The organism is Qipengyuania polymorpha (genome assembly GCF_019711435.1).
GTDB lineage: Bacteria > Pseudomonadota > Alphaproteobacteria > Sphingomonadales > Sphingomonadaceae > Qipengyuania > Qipengyuania polymorpha.
Window position 1 is genome coordinate 931,392 of record NZ_JAIGNK010000001.1, and the last position, 25,551, is coordinate 956,942.

The 25,551-nt window shown below is 63.5% G+C and carries 26 protein-coding genes; 5 read left to right on the forward strand and 21 right to left on the reverse strand.

The genetic code is table 11. From position 1 onward, the window contains the following. Positions 1-39: 39 nt before the first annotated feature. The 3 genes from guaB to K3152_RS04630 form a co-directional block, all read right to left on the reverse strand. Positions 40-1,503, reverse strand: a complete 1,464-nt coding sequence (guaB, locus tag K3152_RS04620; RefSeq protein ID WP_221572822.1) for an IMP dehydrogenase — start codon at positions 1,501-1,503, stop codon at positions 40-42. Between the two features lie 80 nt (positions 1,504-1,583). Continuing rightward, positions 1,584-2,273: a CPBP family intramembrane glutamic endopeptidase gene (locus K3152_RS04625; protein ID WP_221572823.1), complete on the reverse strand. Its 690-nt coding sequence runs from the start codon at positions 2,271-2,273 to the stop codon at positions 1,584-1,586. A gap of 64 nt (positions 2,274-2,337) precedes the next feature. Further along, positions 2,338-3,093, reverse strand: a complete 756-nt coding sequence (locus K3152_RS04630; protein WP_221572824.1) for a 3-hydroxybutyrate dehydrogenase — start codon at positions 3,091-3,093, stop codon at positions 2,338-2,340. 89 nt (positions 3,094-3,182) lie between these two features. Here K3152_RS04630 and ypfJ point away from each other — a divergent pair, with 89 nt between their 5' ends. Further along, a complete protein-coding gene (gene ypfJ / locus K3152_RS04635; protein WP_221572825.1) occupies positions 3,183-4,037 on the forward strand; it encodes a KPN_02809 family neutral zinc metallopeptidase in 855 nt (284 codons plus the stop codon). Positions 4,038-4,107: 70 nt separating this feature from the next. Here the strand turns inward: ypfJ and creD are convergent, their stop codons facing one another. The 8 genes from creD to sdhC all read right to left on the reverse strand — a co-directional run bounded on the left by creD (position 4,108) and on the right by sdhC (position 11,962). Continuing rightward, a complete protein-coding gene (gene creD, locus K3152_RS04640) occupies positions 4,108-5,496 on the reverse strand; it encodes a cell envelope integrity protein CreD (RefSeq protein ID WP_221572826.1) in 1,389 nt (462 codons plus the stop codon). 145 nt (positions 5,497-5,641) lie between these two features. Continuing rightward, complete coding sequence (locus K3152_RS04645) at positions 5,642-7,357, reverse strand: M56 family metallopeptidase (protein ID WP_221572827.1); 1,716 nt, start codon at positions 7,355-7,357, stop codon at positions 5,642-5,644. After that, positions 7,354-7,743: a BlaI/MecI/CopY family transcriptional regulator gene (locus K3152_RS04650; RefSeq protein WP_221572828.1), complete on the reverse strand. Its 390-nt coding sequence runs from the start codon at positions 7,741-7,743 to the stop codon at positions 7,354-7,356. The genes K3152_RS04645 and K3152_RS04650 overlap by 4 nt, the downstream gene beginning before the upstream one ends. Before the next feature lie 163 nt (positions 7,744-7,906). After that, complete coding sequence (locus tag K3152_RS04655; RefSeq protein ID WP_221572829.1) at positions 7,907-8,713, reverse strand: glycoside hydrolase; 807 nt, start codon at positions 8,711-8,713, stop codon at positions 7,907-7,909. Between the two features lie 62 nt (positions 8,714-8,775). After that, a complete protein-coding gene (locus K3152_RS04660; RefSeq protein ID WP_221572830.1) occupies positions 8,776-9,312 on the reverse strand; it encodes a hypothetical protein in 537 nt (178 codons plus the stop codon). A 27-nt stretch (positions 9,313-9,339) separates the two neighbouring features. Further along, positions 9,340-11,181, reverse strand: a complete 1,842-nt coding sequence (gene sdhA / locus K3152_RS04665) for a succinate dehydrogenase flavoprotein subunit (RefSeq protein ID WP_221572831.1) — start codon at positions 11,179-11,181, stop codon at positions 9,340-9,342. Next, positions 11,181-11,567, reverse strand: coding sequence for a succinate dehydrogenase, hydrophobic membrane anchor protein (gene sdhD / locus K3152_RS04670; RefSeq protein WP_221572832.1), 387 nt, complete (start codon positions 11,565-11,567; stop codon positions 11,181-11,183). Before sdhD ends, sdhA begins: the two co-directional genes overlap by 1 nt. Before the next feature lie 14 nt (positions 11,568-11,581). Continuing rightward, on the reverse strand, positions 11,582-11,962 hold the full coding sequence (gene sdhC / locus K3152_RS04675; RefSeq protein WP_221572833.1) for a succinate dehydrogenase, cytochrome b556 subunit: 381 nt from the start codon (positions 11,960-11,962) through the stop codon (positions 11,582-11,584). A 111-nt stretch (positions 11,963-12,073) separates the two neighbouring features. On the opposite strand from sdhC, the gene K3152_RS04680 reads away from it, so the two are divergent. Genes K3152_RS04680 through K3152_RS04695 form a run of 4 tightly spaced genes read left to right on the forward strand, consistent with a single transcriptional unit; the run spans position 12,074 to position 15,306 of the window. Beyond that, positions 12,074-12,784, forward strand: coding sequence for an SDR family NAD(P)-dependent oxidoreductase (locus tag K3152_RS04680; protein WP_221572834.1), 711 nt, complete (start codon positions 12,074-12,076; stop codon positions 12,782-12,784). After that, positions 12,774-13,730, forward strand: a complete 957-nt coding sequence (gene bla / locus K3152_RS04685; RefSeq protein ID WP_221572835.1) for a subclass B3 metallo-beta-lactamase — start codon at positions 12,774-12,776, stop codon at positions 13,728-13,730. Before K3152_RS04680 ends, bla begins: the two co-directional genes overlap by 11 nt. Next, on the forward strand, positions 13,727-14,629 hold the full coding sequence (locus K3152_RS04690) for a 50S ribosomal protein L11 methyltransferase (RefSeq protein ID WP_221572836.1): 903 nt from the start codon (positions 13,727-13,729) through the stop codon (positions 14,627-14,629). The genes bla and K3152_RS04690 overlap by 4 nt, the downstream gene beginning before the upstream one ends. Beyond that, positions 14,626-15,306, forward strand: a complete 681-nt coding sequence (locus K3152_RS04695) for a DUF2459 domain-containing protein (RefSeq protein ID WP_345719760.1) — start codon at positions 14,626-14,628, stop codon at positions 15,304-15,306. Before K3152_RS04690 ends, K3152_RS04695 begins: the two co-directional genes overlap by 4 nt. Here K3152_RS04695 and K3152_RS04700 read toward each other — a convergent pair. From K3152_RS04700 to K3152_RS04745, 10 genes are all read right to left on the reverse strand, one after another. Further along, positions 15,303-16,412, reverse strand: a complete 1,110-nt coding sequence (locus tag K3152_RS04700) for a serine hydrolase (RefSeq protein WP_221572837.1) — start codon at positions 16,410-16,412, stop codon at positions 15,303-15,305. The genes K3152_RS04695 and K3152_RS04700 overlap by 4 nt on opposite strands. 44 nt (positions 16,413-16,456) lie before the next feature. Continuing rightward, positions 16,457-16,645 (reverse strand): glycine zipper domain-containing protein, encoded by a 189-nt coding sequence (locus K3152_RS04705; RefSeq protein WP_221572838.1) that lies wholly within the window; start codon positions 16,643-16,645, stop codon positions 16,457-16,459. Positions 16,646-16,648: 3 nt separating this feature from the next. Further along, positions 16,649-18,703, reverse strand: coding sequence for an NAD-dependent DNA ligase LigA (ligA, locus tag K3152_RS04710; RefSeq protein WP_221572839.1), 2,055 nt, complete (start codon positions 18,701-18,703; stop codon positions 16,649-16,651). Between the two features lie 48 nt (positions 18,704-18,751). Continuing rightward, positions 18,752-19,204 carry a hypothetical protein gene (locus tag K3152_RS04715; RefSeq protein WP_221572840.1) on the reverse strand — a complete coding sequence of 151 codons (453 nt, stop codon included), beginning with the start codon at positions 19,202-19,204 and terminating at the stop codon, positions 18,752-18,754. Between the two features lie 120 nt (positions 19,205-19,324). After that, positions 19,325-20,251, reverse strand: a complete 927-nt coding sequence (locus K3152_RS04720; protein WP_221572841.1) for an alpha/beta hydrolase family protein — start codon at positions 20,249-20,251, stop codon at positions 19,325-19,327. Continuing rightward, the gene (gene recN / locus K3152_RS04725; RefSeq protein WP_221572842.1) at positions 20,252-21,916 is read right to left on the reverse strand and encodes a DNA repair protein RecN; all 1,665 of its coding nucleotides are present in this window, start codon (positions 21,914-21,916) and stop codon (positions 20,252-20,254) included. A 53-nt stretch (positions 21,917-21,969) separates the two neighbouring features. Continuing rightward, positions 21,970-22,992, reverse strand: a complete 1,023-nt coding sequence (locus tag K3152_RS04730; RefSeq protein WP_221572843.1) for a TerC family protein — start codon at positions 22,990-22,992, stop codon at positions 21,970-21,972. Further along, a complete protein-coding gene (gene nhaA / locus K3152_RS04735) occupies positions 22,992-24,182 on the reverse strand; it encodes a Na+/H+ antiporter NhaA (protein WP_221572844.1) in 1,191 nt (396 codons plus the stop codon). Before nhaA ends, K3152_RS04730 begins: the two co-directional genes overlap by 1 nt. Before the next feature lie 87 nt (positions 24,183-24,269). After that, positions 24,270-24,443, reverse strand: a complete 174-nt coding sequence (locus tag K3152_RS04740; protein WP_221572845.1) for a hypothetical protein — start codon at positions 24,441-24,443, stop codon at positions 24,270-24,272. Between the two features lie 238 nt (positions 24,444-24,681). Further along, positions 24,682-25,482: an outer membrane protein assembly factor BamD gene (locus tag K3152_RS04745; RefSeq protein WP_221572846.1), complete on the reverse strand. Its 801-nt coding sequence runs from the start codon at positions 25,480-25,482 to the stop codon at positions 24,682-24,684. Positions 25,483-25,551 lie beyond the last annotated feature (69 nt).

Genomic DNA, 25,551 nt, shown 5'->3' on the forward strand with positions numbered 1-25,551 from the left:
TCTCGACTTCGCTCGACACGAACGGTGAAGTGGGCGCGACTACCGCGTCGGATAGTTCGGCGCTTCACGCGTGATCGACACGTCGTGCACGTGGCTCTCGGTCAGGCCGGCATTGGTGATGCGCACGAAATTCGCGTTCTTGCGCAGGTCCTCGATGGTGGCGCTGCCCGTGTAGCCCATCGCCGCCTTGATACCGCCGACAAGCTGGTGGACGACCGCGCTGGCCGGGCCCTTGTAGGGGACCTGCCCCTCGATGCCTTCGGGCACCAGCTTCTGCTGCGATACATCGGCCTGGAAATAGCGGTCGGCGCTGCCGCGTGCCATTGCGCCAACGCTGCCCATGCCGCGATAGCTCTTGTAGCTGCGCCCCTGGTAGATGAAGGTTTCGCCCGGCGCTTCCTCGGTGCCGGCCAGCATCGAGCCGACCATGATGGAGGACGCGCCGCCCGCAAGCGCCTTGGCCGCATCGCCGCTGGTGCGAAGGCCGCCGTCGCCAATGACCGGAACGCCCTGCTTGTCGGCTTCCTCGGCGCTGTCCATGATCGCGGTAAGCTGCGGCACGCCGACACCGGCAACCACGCGCGTGGTGCAGATGGAGCCCGGCCCGATGCCGACCTTCACCGCGTCCGCGCCCGCGCCGCACAGCGCCTTGGTCGCTTCGCCCGTGGCGACATTGCCCGCGATGACCTGCACCGCGTTGGAGAGCTTCTTCACGCGCTCGACCGCAAGAGAAACCTGCTTGTTGTGGCCATGCGCGGTGTCGATGACGACCACGTCCACGCCCGCGTCGATGAGCGCTTCGGTGCGCTCGAAACCCTTGTCGCCAACGGTGCTGGCAGCGGCCACGCGCAGGCGGCCCTGCTCGTCCTTGGTGGCGTGCGGGTAAGCGACGGCCTTCTCGATATCCTTGACCGTGATGAGGCCGACGCAGCGACCGCCATCATCGACCACCAGAAGCTTCTCGATACGGCGCTGGTGGAGCAGCTTGCGCGCTTCCTCCTGGCTCGTGCCGAGCGGCACGGTGGCGAGGTTTTCGGTGGTCATCAGCTCGCTGACCGGCTGGCGCGGGTTCTCCGCAAAGCGCACGTCGCGATTGGTGAGGATGCCGACCAGCTTGCCGCTACGGTCGGTCACCGGAATACCGCTGATGCGGTTGGCGGTCATGATCTGCTGCGCATCGCCCAGCGTCGCGTCGGGCAGGATGGTGATGGGATTGACCACCATGCCGCTCTCGTAACGCTTCACCGCGCGCACGGCGGCGGCCTGTTCGTCGACTTCGAAATTGCGGTGCAGCACGCCGATGCCGCCCAGCTGCGCCATGGCAATGGCCATGTCCGCCTCGGTCACCGTGTCCATCGCACTGGAGAGGACCGGGATGTTGAGCTGGATGTCCTTCGTCAGCCGCGTGGCGGTGTTGGCCATCGAAGGCAGGATGTCGCTCTCGGCCGGACGCAGGAGAACGTCGTCGAAGGTAAGGCCGAGGGGGATGTCGAGATGTGCCACTATGAGAATCGCCTGCCGAGGGGGAAATGTGGCGGCCCATGTAACGACGGTGTGGGGGATTAGCTAGTGGGGGGCGAGGTTCAGTAAAGAAAGAATATACCGGTCGCAGCGATGACGTTCCAACCGACATGCGCGACCACCGGCGAAACCAAGCGCTTGCCACGCCACCAGTAAAGTAGCGACAATGTCAGGCCTCCATAAAGGCCGGTGTCGATCACACCTGCCCAGCCCTGATATCCATGGCTCAAGCCAAAAACTATGACGACGATGACGGTTGCGGCGGTTCGGGCGGCAATTCCATCGCGAAAAAGCAGTGCGATCCCTCCAAGCAAGAGACCGCGAAACAGGAATTCCTCTGCACTCGAACCAAATAACGCGAGCCCCATGAAGGCGGCCAAGTCCGACCATTCCTTACCCAATTGGGCAGAGTTTGCGATAACATCGCTTCGCTCGGCTCCGCCCGTGGCGGGTATGATGAGGAGAAATTGGATCGCCGCGAAAATCAACGCCACAGCGGCACCCACAAGGAAGTCACCCCGCGCCTTGTCGAATGTGAAGCCCGCCTCGACTGGGTTCATGCGCGCCAATTTCATTGCCAGTAGCACCACCGCGCCTCCGCCAATAAATTGCCCAATACCAAGCAGAGTGTATCGCAGACCTTGTTCAAGCCCGAGACCCTTCGTCACGGCGAAGTCGATTGAAATGGCCACCGCATACCATGCGACAAAGCCGAAAATCAGCGAGAAGAAGAGACGAAGGCTGTTGTTCATGCGACTTGCTGTATTGCCATAGCAATACAGAATCAAGCCCGCTCAGTTCTAAGGGACTTTCTTCTCACTCCGCAGTCCACCCACCATCGACGCTCCAGTTGGCGCCGTTCACGTTCTGCGCTTCGTCGCGGCACAGGAACACCGCCAGCGCGCCGATTTCCTCAGGCTGGACGAATTTCTTGGTCGCCTGTTTCACCAGCAGCACGTCGTTGATGACTTCTTCGCGGCTCATTCCGCGTGCCTTCATCGTGTCGGGGATCTGGTTCTCGACCAGCGGGGTCCAGACATAGCCGGGGCTGATGCAGTTGGCCGTGATGCCGTCGGCGGCCAGCTCCAGCGCGATGGTCTTGGTGAAGCCGTCGAGGCCGTGCTTGGCGGAATTGTAGGCGCTCTTGAAGGGCGAGGCGACCTTGGAGTGCGCGCTGGCGGTATTGATGATGCGGCCCCAGCCCTTCTTCTTCATCCCCGGTACGGCGAGCCGCGTGGTGTGGAAGGCAGCGGTAAGGTTGAGCGCGATGATCGTGTCCCACTTGGAAACCGGGAATTCCTCGACCGGCGCGACATGCTGCATCCCCGCGTTGTTGACGAGGATGTCGATGCCGCCCGCTTCCGCCATCATCTCCTCGATTTGCGGCACGTCGGTGAGGTCCGCGCCCGAATGCGTCGCACCCAGTTCCTCGCACAATTTTGCGATTTCCGCCTCGTCACCGAAGCCGTTGAGGACGACGCTGGCGCCCTCCTTTGCCAGCGCGCGGGCGATGGCGAGGCCGATGCCGCTGGTCGATCCGGTAACAAGGGCGCGCTTACCTTCGAGAAACATTTGGCTCTCCGAGCGTTAGGTGAACAATTACCAACGGCCATCGCGCACAGGGAGCGCGCTGTAAAGCGGCCAATCCAAAGGGGAGACACATGCGGCTCAATCCGTTCAACACCGGCGATATCAAGGTCCGTTCGAGCAGCGGAGGCGGTGTGGGCAAGGCCGGCGGTATCGGCTGCGGCACCATCATCATCGCTGCGCTTGGCTATTTCGTGTTCGGCCTCGACCCGTTCCAGACTGCGGCGACGGTCGAAAGCGTGCAGCAGGGCACGCAAACCTCGGGTCCGGCCAACACCAATGAGCAGGAAATCTGCACCAGCAGCCAGTATGCGCGCGAAGCCTGCGACGGGCTGACCTCGCTCAACCGCACCTGGGCGCGCGTGTTCGAGGAGCAGGGCCTCGGCGACCGCTTCCAGCAGCCGACGCTCGACCTCTACAGCGGCGCGGTACGCACCGCCTGCGGCTCGGGCAATTCCTCGATGGGACCGTTCTACTGCCCCGGCGACCAGACGATTTACATCGACACCAGCTTCTATGACCAACTGGCGCGTATGGCGGGGAACAGCGGCGACTTCGCGCGCTATTACGTCCTCGCGCATGAGTATGGCCACCACATCCAGACCATCACCGGTATCTCGGGGCAAATCCGCAGCGCACAGCAACGCGCCACGAGCCGTGGTCAGGCGAACCAGCTGCAGGTGCGCATGGAATTGCAGGCAGACTGCTATGCCGGTGTCTGGGCAGGCAAGAACCGCAACCTCATCGAGCCGGGCGATATCGAGGAAGGTATGGAGGCCGCTGCAGCCATCGGCGACGACCGCCTAACGCAGGGACGCGTCTCGGCCGAGAACTTCACCCACGGCACCAGCGCTCAGCGGAGCCAGGCGCTTCGCACCGGTCTTCGTGGTGACGACAAGGCCTGCGACGAATACACCATCGTTCGCTGAGCCACGTCAGCACGAGAGAGAGGCGCGGACCGGTCGTGGTCCGCGCCTCTTCCTTGTTGCAGTGCCAAACCTATTCGGCCGAGCGCTCATCGCCCTTGGTCACTTCGGACCATTCGACGTTGCGGGTTGCATACATCACGCCCGCCAGTGCCATGAACATCATCACCGAGCCGACGATGAGCGAGGCGTCTTCGAGGCTTAGCAACACATAGAGCACGCCATAGAGCACGGTCAGCAGCGTTCCGATGAAACCCGCCCGCTTCCATCCTCCCAGCACCGCCGCGCTATAGGCGGTCAGCAATCCGATGATGGCGGCGCTCGCAATCACATAGGCGATGGCAAAGCCGGTCCACTCGGCAAAGGCCAGCAGCAGCACGAAGAACAGGATCAGTCCAGCCCCGGTCAAAAGGTACTCCGCCGCCGCCACGCGCGCGCCACCGACCACGTCGAACAGCAGGAAGGCAACGAAGGTGAAACCGATGAACAGGAATCCGTATTTGACGCTGCGGTCGACCTGCGCGTAAATATCCCCCGGTTCGACCAGGCTGATGGTGGCGGTCTCGCTGTCTTCGCTTTCGTAATAGCCCTCCGGCACCATCCCGTCATAGGCTTCGCGCGCCATGATGTGGGGAGGCTCGAAATCTTCCGCTGCCACCATCGGCTGGTTCAGCGCCAGGTTCCCGATCGACCAGCGTGCGGAGAACCCGTCGTTGCCGATATCCCTTTCATCAGGGATAAAGCCGCCGCCGAATGCGGGATGCGGCCAAGTCGAGGTGACGCTCCAGTCGGTCTGCCCGCCAAGCGGCATGAGCGTAATCTGGCGGCTGCCGCGCAGCGTGTAGTCGTAGTTTACAACCAGCGGCTTGCCACCCGACCAGTCGATTGCCCCGTGAAAGCCCGCACCATCGCTGGCGCGTGTGCCGCCGCCGGGCTCAAGGGCGAGCGGCTTGCCGCCAACGCGCACATTTGCTGCGGCCCGTAACCCCCTCGGGTCCGACGCGCCGAAGCGAATTTGCGCCTCGCCTAGTAAAAGACGGTCGCGGGATACGCCGGGAATCGAGAATTCTTCCGGCAGCTCGAACCGCGCCTTTCCCTCCATGTCTGCAAGATAAATCACGGTCTCGTAGAGCGCCTTCTTCTTTCGCTCCGGTGCCAGTCCGGTCTCAAGCTGGTGCCGAACCGGCGACACGAAAATCGACTTGCGCACGAGATTGGTGCGGACGACCGGATTGCCGTCGACCACCTCATTGACCGTGCGCACTTCGTTGTAGGGGATCTCGATCACCGGACCCGAGACGACCTGCGCCCCGCCCGAACCGGCGGTTATCGTGCGCTCGGCAATGCGCGCCTGCCCTTGCCGGTCGTTCACCAGAGCATAGACCATGAGCAGGGGCACCAGCAGCACGAAGCCGCAAAGGCCTGCCATGAATAATTTGAAGCCGGGGGATTTGTCTCTCATCGCGTTTCTCCATCGTTACCTGCGATGAAGCGTTCTGTGTGAGCGATGAATTGAATTCAGGGTGAATTGCTCCTGCATGAACGAAAAACGGCCGATCCCCCGCTGTGAGGGACCGGCCGCTTCGCCCGCAGGGGGGGCCTTGGCGTTAGTTGGAACTTTGCAGCGCGGCCATCTCCTGATCGATGGAGCGCAGCGCTTCTGCGCGTTCTTCGGGTGTCAGGCTGCGTTCGGTTTCAATCGCGGCACGGGCGGTGCGCAGCGCACCCATCGCCAGCTTGTCGGCATTCGCCTCGCACACGAACATGGTGACCTTGCCATCCGAACTTTCTTCGGTGTGGATGAGCTTTTCCTTGTCCTTGCATTTCATCACGACGCGCGGAGCAGAGGCCATGGCCTCGGCACGTGCCTCGGCAGCCCCCGCCTGTGCTTCGGCGACAGCAAGCCGGATTTCACGCCGCATCTCGCCATTCTCCCCGAGCTCGCGGCGCAATTCGCGCATCTCGCGGCGCAGTTCGCCATCCTCGGCGAATTGCTGGCGAAGGCTGGCCATTTCCTCGCGGAACCGTGCCCGTTCGGCCTCGCTCATCTGCTCCCAGCCCTTGCCGTTGTAACGGATCTTGCGCTTGACGATCTTGCCGTCCTCGCCGCGTTCGATCTCGCGCTCGATCTGCACGATCCTGTGTTCGGCTTCGTCGAGTTCGCGCTCGGCGCGGGTGAATTCTTCCTCGGCTTCGTCGAACTGGCGTTCGATGTCGATCTCGACTTCGGTCATCCCGTCCTGCTCCTGCTGGACATCGGCCTCGGTCCACACATCGACCTCGGCGGCCTGAGCTGCTGCAACGAGCGCAGTCGGCGCACCTTCGGCGTAACAGATGGACGCGGTGAGCGGCACGGCCAGGAAAGCACTGGCAATTGCGGCGCGCCCGGTAAGGCGGCGACGCGGCGAAATATCGGACATGGATAAGCTCCTCAAACGATGGATTATCGATTTGTCCCCCAGAACCGGACAGGCCATCGGTGCAGCCAGCGCGGGGCGCGGCGCTACCGAGGTGTGGCGTGCGAAATCGGCGATAATGCCGGCATAGGCGGCGCGCTCTTCCCGCGGACGGGTGGCGACAACACGGGCATCGCAAAAGGCTTCCTGGTCGCGGCGCAAGGCCTGCCAACCGAGCCAGCCAAGCGGATTGAACCAGTGGATGGCGAACAGCGGCTGCACGGCCATGTTGGCGAGCAGGTCGCCGCCGCGGTGGTGTGCCAGCTCGTGCTCGATGGCGAGGTCGCGCTGGTGGCGGTTGCGGCTGGTCATGAAACCCACCGGCAGCGCAATGACGCGGTCGATGACACCGAAGGCCATGGGGCCCGAAATGGCCGGCGTTTCGACCAGGCGAATGGACCCGACATCACCGACCGGACGCGCATCCTCGAGCAGTTCGCGGCGCAGTTCGAAATAGAGCCAGAAACGTCGCACGAGGAAGACCAGCGCCCCGCCCAGCCACAGCAAGAGCATGGGCGTGAGGAAATCCACCGGCGGCTGGCTCGCAGCGACGACGGTCGGCGCACTCGCGCCCGGCTCGGCGAGTGGCAGGACGACAGCATCCGACTGGTAAGCGAAAGTCGGGGCTTCCACCGGCGCAGCGGTCTGCTGCACCGTATGCGCCAGCGGGCGCATCCACTGCGGAAGGGTGAACGGCGGAAAAAGAAGGCGCGCCAGTGGCAGGAACCACAGCGCATAGGCCGCCCCTGCCCCGAAATAACGCGCCACAGGGCGGCGCAGCAGCATGACCAGCGCAATCAGCGCCCCGGTCCACAGCAGCGTGTCGAAAAGGAACCAGTTCCAGTATTCGCGCAGAAGCTCGGTCATTTGCGCATCTCCCTCAAGAGCGCCTCGATTTCCTCGAGGTCGGCATCGCTCAGCGCCTCGTTCTCGGCCAGATGCGCGAAGAGCGGCGCTGCCCGCCCGCCGAACAGCCGGTCGACCAGGCGGCGGCTTTCCCCGCCGACATAGTCGGAGCGTTCGATAAGCGGATGGTAGAGGAACTTGCGTCCCTCGGGCTCGGTGCCGACTGCGCCCTTGCTGACGAGGCGGCTGAGGAGTGTCTTGACGGTCGGGATAGACCAGTCGTTGGCCTTGCAGACCCGCTCGCAAACATCGGATGCGGCGAGCGGGCTCTTGTCCCACAGCGCTTCCATCACGGCGTGCTCGGCTTCGCTGATACGCTCTCCGACAGCCTGTTTGCGCTTACCCATTTCGACTCACTCCCTGACAAGGCGCTTCGTGTTCGATTACGCCTGTAGCCATAATGACTACGTTTGTAAACATGAAGCGTGGATGAATGCTTGTTCAGCTTCCGGTCGCAGGGTCAGAATGCAAACGCTCTTCTACCTGACCACAGATTCTATCGACCAGCGCTCAGCATTCCTCTGCCGTGTTGAGCGGCGGCGGTCCGGGAGGCACGCGCGCCTCGCGCATCCAGAAGGGGTCCGATTTCAGGCGATGGTTGTCGCCATAGGCCTGCGCCAATGCGGCGTAGAGCTTGGGGTCGTAGGCCTCCAAGTCGGGATGGTTTAGGATTTGCCGCCCGTCTATCATCACCCGCCGGTTCGAATTGAACCAGATTTGCGTGCCTTCCGCCCAGTACTCCTGGATGGTCGTGGTGGCATATTCGTTGAGCCAGAGGTCGTTCGCCAGCGCATTGGCATAGGCCGCCACGACCTCCGCATACAGCGCCGGGTCGACCGCCTCGATGGCGAAGAGGACATTATGCGCCATCTCGTGGACGAAGATGGTCTCGCCCCAATAGCGCGTGCTGGGCAGCCCCAGCACGTCCTCTTCCGAGCCGACAGTACGCTTGCCGCCAATCCCCCTCGCCCGCGCATCCCAGTAGGCGCGGTCTGTCAATGCGCCGATGCGGACATCGTAATGTTTGAGTTCGCATCGCGTGAGGCGTGGATCGTCCCGCGCTGGCTTGGACCAGTGCGCCTTTTCGGGAAGGTCGAGCAGGGCTTCTTCCTCGGCGATGATCGCGACGCGGTAGTCGTTTCCGACCAACCAGTCGGCAAGATCGGGCCGATAGGCCAACAGGCCCGAGGCCATGTCGCGCGCGGCGAGCAAGGCTTCGTCGGGCACGCGGTCGGAGGAGAGGATGGGGATGCCTCGGGCAGAGACGTACTTCTTGTAGAACTGTTCGGCTCCGATGTCGGTAGGCGGAGATCCCACACTTGCGCAAGCAGCGACAGCGAAGCAGGTGACAATAGCCGTCGCAGCAGTTGCAGCTTTTCTCACTTGACCATGCCCGCCCGAAAACGCCGCAGGTCCACAGCCATCTGGGCCGGACGGAATCCCCTGCCGGCAAGCAGGCGACGAAAATCGGCCAGGTGGTCGAAATGCTGCAGTTGGCGATGATAATAGTTCACATATTCGAGTACCGCCAATGTGCTGCACACGCTTGCCGTAATGCGGTCGGCAAGGGAAACCGACAGACCAGGGTCCAGCCATGAGGCGATCGCTGCTAGGAAAGCTGCACCACTCAGGATCGCGAGCGGAACCTGCCACCGGTCCGCCTGGGCGAGTACACGACCAAGCCGGGCAGCTCGCCCTTCGAGCGCATCGAGCTTTCCGCGCCAGTAAAGCCCGCCTACGACAAGCAAGCCACTCATAGGCACGAAGCTGAGCCATGACAGCCAGCCAAGTTCCGAATGGCTGGTTGAGGTGAGGAAAATGGCCAACGCGGGGATCATAACCGCGTTGGCCAGTTCGAGCTTCCAATAGCCGGCAAGGCGATTGCGAATGTCCGTCCGATTGGGATTGGCACTCATTCGCGACTCTTTATCGGGCGGGAGCGATCAGTAAACCCGCTTCTTCGGCTCGATATACTTCACATCGTCGGTGAGCGTGTATTCGTGGACCGGGCGGTAGTCGATTTTCACGCCGCCGCCCTGGCCGCCCCAGCCTTCAAACCAGGCGATGGTGTGCTTCATCCAGTTCTTGTCGTCACGCTCGGGGAAGTCCTCGTGCGCGTGGGCGCCGCGGCTTTCCTTGCGGTTCTCGGCCGAGGCCATGGTGACATTGGCCTGCGCCATGAGATTGTCGAGCTCGAGCGTCTCGATGAGATCGCTGTTCCAGATCAGCGAGCGGTCGAAGACCTTGATGTCCTCCATCCGCTTGTTGACGTTCTTGAGGACCTCAACACCTTCGGCGAGCAGCTTGCTGTCGCGGAACACGGCGGCGTGCTTCTGCATGCCCTTCTGCATTTCCGCGCGCACCTCTGCCGTAGGCGAAGCACCGTCAGCATGGCGGAAGTGGTCGAGACGACCCAGTGCCATATCCGCGCTGTCCTTGGGCAGTTCGGCATGGCTCGCGCCGGGCTTGATGATTTCCTTCAGGCGATGGCCGGTTGCGCGGCCGAAGACCACGAGATCGATCAGCGAGTTCGAGCCAAGGCGGTTCGCGCCGTGGACCGAAACGCAGGCCGCTTCGCCGACCGCGAACAGGCCCGGGACGATCTTTTCCGGATCCTTCGGGTCGCCCGCCATGACTTCGCCGTGGAAGTTACAGGGGATGCCGCCCATGTTGTAATGCACCGTCGGAGTGACGGGCAGCGGCTGCTTGGTCAGGTCGACACCGGCAAAGATCTTGCCGCTTTCGGTGATGCCCGGCAGGCGCTCGCCCAGCACCTTGGGATCGATATGGTCGAGGTGCAGGAAGATGTGGTCGCCATCGGGACCGACGCCGCGGCCCTCACGCATTTCCAGCGCCATCGAACGCGACACCACGTCACGCGAGGCGAGGTCCTTGGCCGAGGGGGCGTAGCGTTCCATGAACCGCTCGCCTTCGGAGTTGGTGAGGTAGCCGCCCTCGCCGCGCGCGCCCTCGGTGATAAGCACGCCCGCGCCGTAAATGCCGGTCGGGTGGAACTGGACGAACTCCATGTCCTGCAGCGGCAGGCCGGCGCGCAGCACCATGCCGCCGCCGTCGCCGGTGCAGGTATGGGCCGAAGTCGCGGTGAAGTAGCAGCGGCCATAACCGCCTGTCGCCAGCACGACCGCCTGGCTGCGGAAGCGGTGGATGGTCCCGTCGTCGAGGCACATGGCAATGACGCCGCGGCAAACCTTGCCGTCGGGTCCGTCTTCCATGATGAGGTCGAGCGCGAAATATTCGATGAAGAAGTCCGCGTCATACTTCAGGCTCTGCTGGTAGAGCGCGTGGAGCATGGCGTGGCCGGTACGGTCGGCAGCGGCGCAGGTGCGCTGCACCGGCGGGCCTTCGCCCATGTTCTGCATGTGGCCGCCGAAGGGGCGCTGGTAGATCGTGCCATCCTTGTTGCGGCTGAAGGGCACGCCGGCATGTTCCAGCTCGTAAACCGCCTGCGGGGCTTCGCGGACCATGTATTCGATGGCGTCCTGGTCGCCGAGCCAGTCGGAGCCCTTGACGGTATCGTACATGTGCCAGGACCAGTGGTCGGGCGTGTTGTTGCCAAGGCTGGCCGCGATGCCGCCCTGTGCTGCAACCGTGTGCGAACGCGTCGGGAAGACCTTGGTGATGCAGGCCGTCTTCAGGCCGGCTTCCGCGCTGCCCATGGTTGCGCGCAGGCCCGAGCCGCCCGCGCCCACGACGACGGTGTCATAGGTGTGGTCGATGATGGGGTAGCTACGACCGCCGATTTCGAAAGTGTCGGTGCGGGCCATCAGGCGGCTCCTCCGAGAGCGATGCGGGCGATGGACACGAGGCCGAACGCTGCGCCGCCGATTGTTGCAAGGTTGAGAAGGGCGAGCGTGGCAAACTTGGTGCCCGCTTCGTGGACATAGTCTTCGACCAGCACCTGCAGGCCGAGGCGTGCGTGCCAGAATACGCTGACGATGAGCAGCGCCAGCGCGGTCGCGGGAAGCGTCTGCGAGGCCCATTTGGTCATGGTGGCGTAGTCGTAGGCCGGCAGCAGCGCGAGGCTGGTCACGAGGAACAGCATCAGCACGAGGTTGCCGATGGCGGTGAAGCGCTGCACCAGCCAGTGATGCGCGCCCTCATGCGCCGAGCCGAGCCCGCGCACGCGTTTGATGGGAGTGTCGTGTGCCATGTCTTGCGATGCCCTTAGCGAAGCAGGACGACTGCCCAGAAGGCAGCGGTCAGGAGAATTGCGATGATGGGCGAGAGAACCGACCACGTCTTGTTGGTGTCGAGTTCGTAACCTGCGCCGATGTCGAGGACGAAGTGGCGAAGGCCGCTCATCATGTGGGTGAAGAAGGCCCAGCTCAGGCCCACCAGCACCACCATGCCCACGGGCGAGCCCATCACTTCGGCGAAGGTGGCGTAGCTTTCCGCCCCGCCTGCCATCGCGCCCAGCCACCACAGCAGCACGGCTAGGCCGACGATGGCGAGGCCGTCCCCGGTGACACGGTGGAGGATGGAGACCAGCATGTGCGGGCCCCATTTCCAAATTTGCAGATGCGGTGAAAGCGGGCGATTTGCCATGGAGTTTACGTCCGTTGCGAGAATTTTCGTCGCGCCTCCTTAGCGAAGCTGGCGGGTGGTGCAAGGCGCGCGGCCTCGACATTTGCCGCAAAGTTTCGAATAGCGTGGTGCATGACATGCATTCTTCTCACCGGCGCTTCGCGCGGGATAGGCGCGGCGGCGCGCGAAGCCCTGGAAGCGCGCGGCGCCAAGGTCATCGGCCAATCGACCAGCGGGGAAGGCTTCGGCACGCTGGCCGCCGACTTTCGCGACCCGCTCGCACCCAAGATGCTGTGGGAAGCCGCGCTCGAACAGGCGGGCGGCGAGATTGACGTGCTGGTGAACAATGCGGGCCTGTTTGCGCCGAACCCGGTCGATGTGTCGGACATCGAATGGCTAGACGCGTGGGAAGACACCATGCGTATCAACTTGACTGCCTCGGCCCAGCTCAGCCGGTTCGCCGTGCGCCACTGGCAGGAAACGGGCAGCAGCGGACGCATCGTTCATGTCGCGAGCCGCGCAGGACACCGCGGCGATTCGCCCGCGCACTGGCACTATGCCGCGAGCAAGGGCGGGATGCTGGCGATGCACAAGAGCATCGCACGCGCCTATGCAGCGATGCGCATTTATAGCTTCGCAGTCACGCCCGGTTTCACCGACACTGCGATGGCGGGAGACTATCTTGAAAGCCGCGGCGGCGACGGCCTGCTCGCCGATATCCCGCTGGGACGCGTCGCCGAACCTGCCGAAATGGCGCGCATCATCGAATTCTGTGCACTCGACGCCCCGCCCAGCATGACGGGGGCCACGCTCGATGCCAATGGGGCAAGCTATGTCCGTTAGATCGCTGCTACCACTCGCTTTCGTGCTTGGCCTTGCTGGCTGCACGGCCACGGCACCTGTCGACAGTGAGGTCGCGGCGGCTCCGCCCGCGCCGACCGTCGAACTCGACCCGAAGATGCTCCAAGCCAAGAAGCTCGCTTTCCTCGACACCTGCGAAGCGTGGGACGAGTGGGACAAGCCCGCCCCGCCCTTCCAGCTTCTGGGCAACAGCTTTTACGTCGGCACATGCGGTATTTCTGCCATCCTCGTAACCGGCGATGCAGGCCACGTACTGCTCGACAGCGGCGTGCCTTCGGCGGCTCCGCTCGTCCTCGCCAACATCCGTGAACTCGGCTTCGATCCGAAAGACGTTCGCTACATCCTGATGAGCCATGAGCATTTCGACCATGTCGGCGCTCACTCGGCTTTGGCGGATGCGACCGGTGCGAGGATCGTGGCCTCCGCCCGCGCGAAAGCCGTACTTGAAAGCGGAGACCTCGCTGCGGACGACCCCCAGGCTGCCAGCGGCCATCCCGCCACGACTTCGGTTAAGGTCGACAAGGTCATGGCGGATGGGGAAGTGCTCCGGCTGGGAGGGCTGGAGTTCACAGCCCACACGACGCCCGGCCATTCACCCGGCGCGATGAGCTGGACATGGAATTCGTGCAGCCTGCCCTTCGAACCGCCGATTTGCAGCCGCACTGCCTATGTCGACAGCCTCTCCGCGGTCTCGGCGGATGGCTACCGCTTCAGCGACCGCCCCCAGTATGTCGCCGCTTTCCGCGACAGTATCGACAAGGTGCGTTTCCTGCCCTGCGACTACATCGTCACCCCGCACCCTTCGGCGAGCGGTATGCTCAGGGGCATGAAGGAGGGAAGCTACGGCAAGCCCGGGCCATGCCAGCGTTATGCCGATGCGCTGACCGAAAAGCTCGACGCGCGCCTTGCCAGGGAGGCCGCCGAATGAGCGCGTGGAAACTCTCGGGCGAAGGCACGAAGTCAGTCGTCCAGGCAGCCCTCCTCGCGCATGAGGATGCGTGGGACTTCCCCGAGGAATTGGTCGTCTCGGGCCGCGAGATCGCAGAGGACAAACCCGACGACTGGATTCTCGAAGTCTGGCTCGACCACAAGCCGACTACTGCCGACAAGAAAGCCGTCGCAGCGCTGTTCGCCGATGGCGCGCCGAAGCTGGTCGCCGAGAAACTGCCCGACGAAGACTGGGTGACACTGAGCCAGCAGGGTGTCGAACCCATCCGAGCAGGCCGTTTCCATGTCCGCACGCCCGAATATCCGGCGGACGAGACGCTCGTCGATTTCGTCATTCCCGCCAGCCAGGCCTTCGGGACCGGGCAGCACGAGACCACCGCCGCCTGCCTCGCCATGCTCGACCTCATGAAGCGCGAGGGGCTGGTGGTGAAGAACCATGCCGACATCGGCACCGGCACCGGCCTGCTCGCCTTCGCCGCGATGCACCTTTGGCCTCACGCCAAGGCGACCGCATCCGATATCGACGCGGTTTGTGCGAGCGTGGTCGAGGACAATTGCGCCACCAATCGCGTTGCGGCGGGCGCAGGCGCGGGTGAACTCACCATGGTCATCGCGCCGGGCACCGATGACGCCCTGATTCAGGCCCGCGCGCCCTATGATTTGCTCATCGCGAACATCCTCGCCGGACCTCTGGTGGAACTCGCACCCGACTTCGCTTCCGTAACCGCGCCGGGAGGCAGCCTACTCTTGGCAGGCCTGATCCAGACGCAGGAGGCCGAGGTCCGCGCAGCCTATCGCAGGCAGGGCTTCCGCCTCGCCCGCCGCGTTACCAATGGCGACTGGTCCATCCTCTGGATGCGCAAGAGCCGCTTTAGGTGAGGAAGAAGCGCGCGGTGAGAGCGGCCTTGTGGCTCCTCGCCATCCCCGTGGTTGCGACCATCCTCTTCCTGCTTTCCGCATGGGTAGGCAGCTCAATTCCGCGCAATTCGGGCTGGGAGGAACCGGAAGGCGGTGTCGAAATCATGGTCGGCGACAACGGCATCCATACCGAAATCGTCATGCCCCTGGTCTCTCCGCTCAAGGACTGGCGCGAAACCTTTCCGGCGTCCGACCTTAAGGCACCCTATCGCGCCTACACGCATGTCGCGGTGAGCTGGGGCGAGCGGGAGGTGTTCCTCAACACACCGACCTGGGGCGACCTCACCATCTCCAGCGCCTTTCGGGCAGCCTTCGGCGGTGACGGCCTCATCCACGCCTCGCATTACGTGCGCCCTGCCCCCGGCCCGTCCAACCGGCCTCTGCGCCTGAGCGAGGAGCAATATGCCCTGCTGGTGTCGCTAATCGAAGCGCAAATTCCGCCTTACGAAGGACGCGAAACTTATCCCGGCTATGGCACCTACGACGTGTTCTACGATGCGCCCGGGACCTACCACCTCGGGAATACGTGCAACCAGTGGACCTCGGACACGCTCGCCGCAGCGGGTGTCAAAGTCGGACGCTGGACGCCGCTTCCGGGCGGCGTGATGAAATGGGTGGAAGAGCCCGTCGCCGACTAGGCAGTAGTCCTGCCCAGCTGCCCCTCGTGATAGCGAACGACGCTGCGCGTGACCTCCTGCATCATCGCCATGCGCGCAGCGTATGAGGCGCGCGTGCGCCCGATGAACACGACCAGCGCATATTGCGAGCCGTCGGGCGCGGTAAGGATGCCGACATCGTTGTATCCCGACTGGACCCCGTCGAAATATTGGCCCGTCCCGGTCTTGTGCGCGATGCTCCAGCCATCCGGCACACCACCCTTGAGGCGGCGCGGCCCGCTCTTGGTTTCCTCCATGATGGAGAGCATGAGTTGGGTCGATTTCTCAGACAGCAGATCTCCCCGTGCCAGCCTCGCCAGCGCCTTCGACATGGCTGCAGCCTTCGCCCCGTCCATCGGATCGGCAAGATAGGCGTTGAAGGCACGGCGACGGTCTTTTTCCGGCACGCGGTCGCGCGCTTCGTAGAAAGCGTTTTCGATGGAGTAGGACTGCCGCCACTTGAGACCGGCAATTTGGCTCTGCTTGGTACGCTCGTCGGTGCCGAACTGGACCCCCGCAATGCCATTGCGGCGCATGAAGGCCTCCACCGCCTGCGGTCCGCCGACGCGGCGCAGCAAACGGTCGTTCGCGGTGTTGTCGCTCTGCGTGATTGCGCGGCTCATCAGGTCGCCATAATCGGTGCTGAAGGAACCACGCGATCGGACTAGGTTACGCGTCGGCTGGTAAAAAACGGTGAGGTCTTCGGCGCGCAGCGTCACCGGCTCTTCGAGGTCCAGCGCGCCATTGTCGACAAGGTCGAGTGCGGTCATCGTCACCCACAGCTTGCTGACGCTTTGCTGCGGGAACGGCGTGTCGCCATCATGCGCCATGGTGGCCATCGTTTCGACCTCGGTTACCGCAATCCCTGCAACCCCATCGAAGTTCTCGCCCAGTTCGACCAGCTCCCGCTCGAGTGCTTCTTGCGCCTCGTCGAGTTCGGGTGCGGGCGGCGTCAGATCCTTCTCGGCCAACACGATGCGCTGCTGGAACTGCTCGGCGGATTCGCCCGGCGTGCTCAGCCGCGTGGCTAGGACAAGGAAAGCGCCGACAATGGCGATTGTCAGGAACAGGACTGGGGAACGGCTCACATCACCCTAACGAGAGGTAAGCCGATGGTTTCCGAACAATTTGTTCAGCGGGTGTCGTCGCTATGCTCATCGCTGTCGCGACCCTCGGCATCACGCTCGTCCTCTTCCTTGAACGCCGCGCTGAACGCCACCGCGAAACAAAGCCCGATTGCGATGCCGAGCACGAAATTGCCCATGGTGGCAGCGAACATCACACCAAAAACCGCGCCCAAAGCCATGACGCGCGCGTTCATCGCTCAGCCCGCCTGCGCCACGATTTCGGCCCATCCCGCTTCGTCGATCACCTCGATACCGAGTTCGGCGGCTTTCTTGAGCTTGCTGCCCGCGCCCGGCCCCGCGACCAGCAAATCGGTCTTGGCGCTAACCGATCCGCTGGCCTTTGCGCCGAGGCGTTCGGCCTGTGCCTTGGCTTCGTCGCGGCTCATGGTTTCGAGCTTGCCGGTGAAGACCACAGTCTTGCCGCTGACCGGGCTTTCCCTCGTTTCGATGACATAGGGCAATGGTGCGACTTCGGAAAGGATGTCGTCCCACACGGCCTTGTTGTGGTCCTCGTGGAAGAAGTCGCCCAGCGCCTCGACCACCGCGCCGCCGATGCCATCGATGGCGGTGAGCGAGGCTGCGGCGTCCTCGTCGCCAGCACGCGCGGCCTCGGCAGCTGCGCGCAAGGCTGGCAGTTCGTGGAAATACTTCATCAAGTCGCGCGCCGTCACTGCTCCGACATGCCGGATGCCGAGCCCGAACAGCAGTCGCGCCGCATCGGGAGCGCGCCGCGCCTCGATGCTGTCCACAAGTTTATCCACAGACCGTTCCTGCCAGCCTTCGAGTGCGAGGATGGCGTCACGACGCTGGTGGAGGCGGAAGATATCGGCGGGGCTTTCGAGCCATCCCAGCGCGAAGAACTGGTCGATGGTCTTTTCGCCCAACCCGTCGATATCAAGCGCACCGCGACTGACGAAATGCTTCAGTCTTTCCGTACGTTGCGCGGGACATATGAGACCGCCTGTGCAGCGCACATCGACCTCGCCCTCTTCTGCCACGGCTTCGCTGCCGCATTCGGGGCAGTGGTCGGGGAAGTGAAACGGCTCGCGGGGGGTCTCGCGGGTGAGGTTATCCACAAGCTGTGGAATAACGTCGCCCGCGCGCTGGACGACCACGCGGTCGCCCGGTCTCACGCCGAGCCGCGCAATCTCGTCGCGGTTGTGGAGGGTGACATTGGTGACCGTCACCCCGCCCACCAGCACGGGCGCAAGACGGCCCACCGGCGTCAGCTTGCCCGTGCGCCCGACCTGGATGTCGATCGCTTCGAGCGTGGTCTCCGCCTGCTCGGCAGGGAACTTGTGCGCCAGCGCCCAGCGCGGTGCCTTGGCGACGAAGCCCAGTCGCTGCTGCCAGTCGAGCCGGTCGACTTTGTAAACGACGCCATCGATTTCATAAGGCAGGTCAGGGCGTTCGCGGCCAATCCTCTCATAATGTGCGAGCATCGAAGCGACGTCATGCACGCGCGTGAACAACGGCGAGACCGGCACGCCCCAACCTTCGATTTTCCGCACAACCTCTTCCTGCGTCGCGCCCGGCACCTCAGAGGCGGCACCCCAGCCATGCGCCCAGAACTTCAGCGGACGCTTTGCCGTCACGCTGGCATCCTTTTGCCGCAACGAACCGGCAGCAGCATTGCGTGGATTGGCGAAAAGCTTGCCGCCCGCCACTTCCTGTGCCGCATTGAGCGACTGGAAGTCGGCTTTGGACATGTAGACCTCACCCCGGATTTCGAAGACCTCGGGCACATCGCCGGAAAGCTGCTGCGGAATGTCGGAAATATGCGCGACATTGGGCGTCACGTCTTCTCCCACTTGCCCGTCCCCGCGCGTAGCGGCGCGCACCAGTCTGCCGTTTTCGTAGCGCAGCGAGCAGGACAGGCCGTCGATTTTGTCCTCGGCGGTGATGGCGACTTCCTCACCGTCGTCCAACGAGAGGAACCGACGCACGCGCGCCACCCACTCCTCGACCTCCTCGGGCGAAAAGGCGTTGTCGAGGCTCATCATGCGAACCTCGTGCGTCACTTTCGACAGCGGCGAGGCAGCAATCTCGTGGCCGACCGCTTTCGAGGGCGAATCCTCGCGCACAAGATGCGGGAAAGCCTCCTCCAGTTCGGCGTTGCGCCGCACCAGGGCATCGAACTCCTGGTCGGTAATCTCGGGATCGTCTTTCGCGTGATAGAGCTTGTTATGCTTCGCAATCTCGCGCGCAAGGCGCATGAGCTCGTTCGCTGCGTCGGCTTCCGTCATGTCCATGCAGCAAGGCTTAGGGGCGAGATTGGGGATTCGCCAGTAGGGGTGACGCTAGGTCAGCACGATACCTAGGTCGCGCGGCCTGATCTTCCATTCCCGGCCGTTCCATTCGATCCAGTACCAGCTCCAGCCGTGCTGGCCGTTGGCATAATAGCCGCCCCAGGCGCTGCATTTGACCGCGCTTTCGCATTCAAGCTCGTGCACGTCGAACAGCGCCGCCTCGACGCCCGTATCGCGGTCCTTGACCGACAGCCCCTCACGCTTGCAGCCGCTTGCCGGAGTAAGCGAGGGAAAGCGCCGCATCAGCCTGCGTTCGGTCGCCGGGTCCAGCGGGACGGGCGGATCTTGCTGGCTGCTTTGAACATCGCTGCCATCAACAGCGCAGACCGTTTCGTAAGGCTGGTCGTCGCGCGCAAAATAGCTGGCGAGGCGGAACTCGAGCAGGGCAAGGTCTGGCCGCTGCTGGTCCTCGTAAAATCCTGTCGGGGCTGCATCCGCTGGCACGGTATAGCGCGGCAAAGACGGCGCGCATGCCGAGACAGCTAACACAAGCAAAAGAGCGAGAGGTAAGCGCATCGGGCAATCAACGCTCATTGCCGCGCCGAGTGCCCGGCACCCCCGCGCTCACTCGCCGCGCGCAACTCGCAAGAGCGCAGGTGCGATTAAAGCGAAGTCGGTCGTTCCCGGGACCAGCATGTCGAAGTGCCTTTTCTGCGTGAGCGAGATTGTCTCTACGATAGCTCCCTTTGCGCGAAGGGCTTCGACGACTGCCGCGCCGGGCAAGGGCTCGACAGCCTCGACAATCAGAAAGCGCTCAACGCTCACACCCTCCGCAGCGGCGTCAAGCATCGCATAGTTATCGGGGACCACACCCGGCAAACCGCCCATCACCGCCGGTAGCGAGGTTTCACTGCAGAGGCCGCTCATATCCTGCTGCGCAAAGGCCCCAAGGAGGACCGGTGCATCGAGTACCGCCGCCGATACCACCTCGGGCAAGCCTTCCATGCCGATTTCACTGGCCGGCTCCTCCATGGACAGCAACAGAGGAGCTGCAGCACCCGCCGAATGCCCGATGACGCTGATGCGATTTGTATCGAGCGGATAGCGCTCCGCAAGACTCCCGATATGCTTAAGCGCAGTTGCCAGGTCGATAAACAGGTTTGGCCATTCCCCTCCGGAACCGATTTCGCGGTAGCCGACTGACCAGCTTGCCACGCCATTCGCGGCCAGCCAGTCTGCAATCGGACCAAAGTCTGCCGGCGAACCGAAATCGCGCCAGCAGCCGCCATGAACCAGCATGGCAACGGGAAATGACCCCTCGCCCTCGGGCAATCTGAGCATGCCAACCTGCTCAGCCGATTGCTCGGCGTAATTTTCAACCAGCACCGGTTCCGATGCTGGCAACGCGGCAACTTGGGGCGGAGTAAAAGGCTCGGAGAAAGTGACGGGTGGAAGGAAGATATCCGGCGGGGTCGGATCAGTGGCGGTGCATGATGCAAGAAGCACCATCGACGCTGTTGCCAATATTGCCTGCTTACCTCTCCAACGCATTCAAACCCCCTCCAACAACCTGTCCGCCTGCGCCCTCGCCTCGGGCGTCACTTCCGCGCCCGACAGCATTCGTGCGATCTCTTCCTGCCGTCCGGCCTCGTCGAGCAGGGCCACGCTGGTGCGCGTGACGGTGCCGTCGCTGCTCTTGGCGATCATGTAATGCGTGCGGCCGCGCGCGGCGACTTGCGGGCTGTGCGTTACGGCGAGCAGCTGTCCGTCGCTGGCCAGGCGCGCGAGGCGTTCGCCGATGGCGCTGGCGACGGCCCCGCCCACGCCGCGGTCGATTTCGTCGAAAATGACCGTGGCCGCTCCGCCTTGCTCGGCCAGCGCGACCTTCAGCGCGAGGATGAAGCGCGACAGCTCGCCGCCGCTGGCAATCTTGTTGAGCGGGGCGAAATCGGCACCGGGATTGGTGGAGATGAGGAATTCCACGCTGTCCAGCCCATGCGCGCCCCAGCGATCTTCGGGCAGTTCGGCCACCGCCGTCCTGAACCGTGCCGCGTCGAGCTTGAGCGGCGCGAGTTCGCGCGCCACGGCCTCGTCGAGCCGCAGCGCGGCTGCCACGCGGTTTGCATGGAGCGCCTCGGCCTCGGCGCGGTAGCGATTGCCTGCCTCGGCGGCAGCCGCCTCCAGCGCATCGAGTTCCGCCTCGCCGCCTTCGATGGAATCGAGCTGGCTGCGCATGGTCCGCATGACTTCGGGAAGCTCGTCGACCTCGCAGCGATGCTTGCGCGCTAGCGCGCGCAGTTCGAACAGGCGGGTCTCGGCTTCTTCCAGCGCAGCCGGGTCATGCACAAGCGCATCGGCGGCCTTCTCGAGTTTCTCCTCCGCCTCGCCAGCCTCGATGACCGCACGGTCGAGGGCAGCCAACGCTTCGGCGAGCAGCGGGTGCTCAGGCGCAATTCGGTCGAGCTTGCGCGCGGCAACGCGCAGCGATGTCAGCGGGGAATCCGAGCCCTCCCAAAGGTGCCGCAATTCCTCGAGATCGCCCGACAGGCGCTCGCCCTTCTGCATGTCGGCGCGCGCACCGGCGAGACGAGCTTCCTCGCCCGCCTGCGGTTCGAGCGCGGTCAATTCGGCGAGGTGCGCCAGCAGCAGGTCCTGGTCGAGCTTTGCCTGCTCGACCGCATCGCGCGCGGTGGCGAGACGTTCCTCGGTCTCGCGCCATTTGGTCCACGCCTGTTCAACACGCGCCGTGTCGGCTCCGGCGAACCGATCGAGCAAAGCACGGTGGCCTCGCGGATTGACGAGGCCGCGGTCGTCGTGCTGGCCGTGGAGTTCGACCAGCGCACCGGCAATCTCGCGGAGCAGGGCCACGCCGACCGGCTGGTCGTTGATGAACGCCTTGCTCCCCCCGTCTGCCTTCAATTGGCGACGGATGATTAGCGGCTCTCCCTCCTCGACTTCAATGTCCGCATCATCGAGCGTATCGGCGATAGCCGGAGGCAGGGTTGCAAATTCGAAGCTGGCCGAGACGCTGGCCTTTTCCTCCCCAGCGCGCACCAGTCCGCTGTCGGCGCGATTGCCCAGCACCAGCCCGAGCGAATCAAGCAGGATGGACTTGCCCGCCCCGGTCTCGCCCGTAAGCACACCCAGCCCACGCCCGAAATCGAGGTCGAGCGCCTCGATCAGCACGATGTTGCGGATGGACAGGCGGGTCAGCATTTGAGCGGTGTCTAGCCTGTCGCGGCCCGCCCGTCATCCTTTCGCGCGCAGTTTCAAACAGGCGGGCGTGCGTCCCTTGCCTCGGGCTCGGCAGGCCAGTCCTCTTCCTCCCCGCCGCGTGTCTTCCACAAGGAGTAGAGCACGCCCGCCGCAATCAGTCCGAAGGTTACGCCGAGGCTGATCCACGCGGGCATCTTTCCGCCGTCGAGCAGGAAGTCGGTCACGAAGATCTTGCTGCCAATGAAGACCAGAACGGCCGCCAACGCATACTTCAGGTAGTGGAAGCGGTGCACCATCGCCGCCAGCGCGAAATAGAGCGCGCGCAGGCCGAGAATGGCGAAGATGTTTGAAGTGTAGACGATGAATGTGTCGGTGGTGATCGCGAAAATCGCAGGCACGCTGTCGAGCGCGAAGACGAGGTCGGCAAGATTGATGACCACCAGCGCGAGGAACAGCGGGGTGGCCGCCGTCACCAGCTTTCCGGTCTTGCTGTCGGGGATCTTCACGAAGAAATGCTGTGCGTGGAGTTCCTTGGTCACCCGCATATGTTTGCTGATCCAGCGGATGACCGGGTTCTTGCCCACGTCCATCGGCTCGTCACCGGCGAAGAACATCTTTATGCCGGTGACGATCAGGAAGGCGGCAAAGAAGTAAAGGACCCAATAGGCCTCTGCCAGCAGCGCAGCGCCGCCCGCAATCATCAATCCGCGCAGCACGATCACCGCCATGATGCCCCACAGCAGCGCGCGGTACTGGTACTTCGGCGGGATGGCGAAGTAGGTGAAGATGAGGCTGATGACGAAGACATTGTCGATCGACAGCGCCTTCTCGATGAAGAAGCCGGTATAATATTCCATGCCTGCGGTCGCTCCGCGCTCGCCCCAGACCCAGGCGCCGAACAGCAGGGCGACGCCGATATAGAAGGCCGACAGCTTGAGGCTCTCCCCGATGCCGAGTTCCTTGTCTTCCTTGTGCAGGAAGCCGAGGTCGAACGCGGTCAGGACGATGACAATGGCGAGGAAGGCAGCCCAGAACCATACGGGAGTGCCGAGCCAGTCGGTGAAGAGAAAATCCATCAGTCGATACTTTCAGGAGCGGCTTCACGCGGAAGCGCGCGGTTGAGCAGGAGATAACCGGCGAGTGCCGCAATGGTCGAACCGGCAAGAACGCCGATCTTGACCGCGTCGATCTGCGCGGGGTCGGCAAAGGCGAGGTTGCCGATGAAGAGGCTCATGGTGAAGCCGATTGCCGCGAGCAGGCTCATCGCATGGAGTTGCGCCCAGCTTACACCTGCGGGCAGCGAAGCGAGCTTCAGTTTCACAGCAGCAAAGGCAAAGCCGAAGATACCGATCTGTTTGCCGACCAGCAGGCCGAGAGCGATGCCCAGCGGCAGCGGTTCGAACAGCGCGCCAGGCGAAAGGCCGAACAGGGTGACGCCTGCATTGGCGAAGCCGAAGATCGGGATGACGAGGAAGGCCACCCAAGGGTGCAGCGCGTGTTCCATTCGCTCAAGCGGGCCGTGGTCGCTCTTTGCGTCGAGCGGGACGGTCATCGCGGCAGCGACACCGGCCAGCGTGGCGTGGACGCCCGATTTGAGCACGAAGGCCCACATCAGGATGGCCAGCAGGATATATGGAATGGTCGACTGGACGCGCGCCCTGCCGACAGCCAGCATCAGGACGAAAACGATCGCCGCCGCGCCCAGCATACCGGTGTCGAGTTCGCCCGAATAGAAGATGGCGATGATGGCAATGGCGCCGATGTCGTCGATCACCGCGATGGCCAGCAGCAGCGCCTTGAGGGCGACCGGCACACGAGGGCCGAGCAGCGAGAGAATCCCTAGCGCAAAGGCAATATCGGTTGCAGCGGGGATGGCCCAGCCATTGATCGTCTCAGGCAATCCGGCGTTGAGCGAAAGGAAGATGAGCGCAGGGATCGCCATGCCGCCAATGGCCGCGATGAGCGGGAGCGAGGCCTTGTCCCAGCTCGACAGCTGGCCTTCGAAGATTTCGCGCTTCACCTCGAGACCGACGAGGAAGAAGAACACGGCCATGAGACCATCATTGATCCACAGCAGTAGCGGCTTGTCGATGACGAAGCTGCCGATGCCGACGACCACGCCGGTGTCGAGCAGCGCACTATACTCGGCCAGCAGCGGCGAGTTCGCAACGGCGAGCGCGAGCAGCGCGGCGAAAATGAGGACGATTCCGCCGGCGGATTCCTTCTGCAGGAAGTCCTTCAGCAAGGGTGTAATCGACTGGACCAAGGTATTCTCCGAGTCTTTTCAGTTTCGTGCGGGAAGCCGCCACCGGCGCGATGGAGTGAGCGCCGGCGACGGCCCCTTGACCTGCGCTCAGGCAGGGATCGGACGCGCCAGCAGGCGCCGCAGCGCATGTTTGACGCGCAGCTTCATCAATTCGAGACGAGATATCTCGACCACATCGGGAACGCGTTTGCGCAATTCGATGCGCAGGCGCTCGTCAATCCGCTGGTGGATCTGGGTCAGTGTAAAAGTGCGGGCCTTCATGTTCTGTCTCCGAAATCGAATAGAGTTCGATCGGACAGCCGATGGGCCAACAAGCTGGGAGGGAGGGGAAGAAGGGCCTGCCAGCGCGCATCGGTTGTCCGATGCGGTCCGACATCACGTGAGCACTAGGCAGCACGCCAGAGGGGCCCGGTCCGCATGACTAAAATGCGCCAGGACGCGTCTGGTTTCAAGGTCCGACTGAAAATTTTCGGGAGGAGCGACGGCCCTCGCCGGGCGGTCAGCTCGGCGTAAGGCCCGGCGCGTGGTCCTGCACCAGTTCGTAGGCCTTTTCGTACCACTCGTTGCCCGGATAGTTCGCGCCGAGGACGGCGGCGTACTTCACCGCTTCGGCAGGAATGCCGAGCGCGAGGCTGCTTTCGACGAGGCGATAAAGCGCTTCGGGAGCGTGGCTGGTGGTCTGGTAGGTATCGACCACGTTCTGGAACCGGATCTGCGCGGCAATCCACTTGCCCGAACGCTGGTAATAGCGGCCGATTTCCATTTCCTTGCCCGCAAGATGGTCCTGCACGAGGTCGATCTTGAGGCGCGCATCCGACGCGTACTGCGTCTGCGGGAAACGGCGGTTCACTTCGCGCAGCGCGGTCAGAGCCTGCTCGGTGATTTTCTGGTCACGCTGCACGTCGCTGATCTGCTCGTAATAGCTCAGCGCAATGAGGTAATAGGCGTAAGGCGCGTCCTTGTTGCCCGGGTGGATCGACAGGAAGCGCTGCGAGGCCTGGATCGACTTGTTGTAATCGCCAGCGACGTAGTAGCTGAAGGCGCTCATCAGCTGCGCGCGGCGGGCCCAGGGCGAATAGGGATGCTGGCGCTCGACCTCGTCGAACAGCGCGGCCGCGATATTGGGCCGACCGCGGTCGAGATCTTCCTTGGCCTGCGCATAGAGGCTTTCGACATCGCGCGCGACATAAGCCGTGTCCGTGGGCCGCGACTGGCCGCCGCCACAGGCGGCAAGGAACACGGTCGAGGCAGCGAGCGTGCCGAGGGCGAGAGAGCGGCTGATGCGCGAATTGGTCGTCATAGGGCCGAGCCTATAGCCAGCACCCCGCTGAACGCCAAGTGAAGTTCTCGCCGAAATCCACGTATGCGC